Annotated in this window: 1 pseudogene; it reads left to right on the top strand. The window is 38.4% G+C overall.

Annotation, left to right across the window (positions count from 1 at the left end):
• Positions 1-1,080 (top strand): annotated as a pseudogene (locus tag CHU92_RS15640) (hypothetical protein); the annotation flags it as partial.
• Between the last annotated feature and the right edge of the window lie 27 nt (positions 1,081-1,107).

The raw sequence follows: 1,107 nt of genomic DNA, 5'->3' as shown, positions 1-1,107 counted from the left end.
GCCTATCAAGCGTATATTGATGCCAACCCCAATGCCTTTAGTAGCCCCGCGACTATAGCCGAAGTGCAAGCAGCTATTGCGGCAGCAAACAATACTGTTACCTCTGGGGGAACTTCTAGCATCAGCGGATTTAACTGTTCTGGAGCCTTAACAGGTACTTTGTTAGTGGGAACACCGGCAACGGGGGTAACCAAAGTAATCACCGCTACCGTAGCAACGGCAGGTACTTATAATATTAGTGCTACAGCCAATGGCGTAACCTTTAGTGGTAGTGGTACCTTTAGTGGTTTGGGGTCACAACAAATTACATTAACTGCTACCGGAACGCCAACAGCCATTGGTACAAATAGTTTTACAATCAATACTACACCAAGTTGTTCCTTTAATGCCACGACACTAGGTAATGTGGAATATATTATGGTGTCAAGAAATAGTGCTACGCAAACCTTGAGTTTAGATACCGACTTAGCATTTGATTCGAGTAGTGTTGCGCCAGGAAGCACCATTGCTTTTAACGCGGCTAACAGTTCTTTTACTTTAAAAGCAGGAAAAACCTATCGTTTAACGTTTACTGGGCAATTAAATGGATTTTCAAATACTACAAATGGAGTAGTGGGTATTTCGTGGGTAGATGCCACCACCAATGCCCAATTAGGCAATTCTTTAGGAGAATTTTTCCCAGTAAATAATTCCTTTTGGACTAATAGCGGTTCGAATATGGTAGATATGATTTATACGCCAACTACAAGCCAAAATGTAAAACTCAGGGTTACAAATGCTTCTGGAACAGCAATTTTTCAAAACAAGGAAAACTCTGTTGTCATTCAAGAAATTGGTGCAAGAGGAAATAATTCTGTTGGTTTCACAAAAGCCGAGTATTTATATGTTTCAAGAAATACCGTTGTAAATAATGTTAATAGTGGAGCAAGTTTAATTTACAATACACTAAACGAAAGTAATGGTATTCCTTATAACACATCAACTGGCGTAATATCGCTTAAAGCAGGTAAAACCTATAGGTTAACTTTTAATGGTAGTTTTTGGTATGGAAATCCAAACGGTTATATTGAAGTGGTTTAAACTTTTATTTTATTAAATTTCTTTAGT

Source organism: Flavobacterium cyanobacteriorum, assembly GCF_002251835.1.
In the GTDB taxonomy this organism is placed as follows: Bacteria; Bacteroidota; Bacteroidia; order Flavobacteriales; family Flavobacteriaceae; genus Flavobacterium; species Flavobacterium cyanobacteriorum.
Note: the sequence above shows the minus strand (reverse complement) of the source record. Positions and strands in the feature narration are given on the sequence as shown.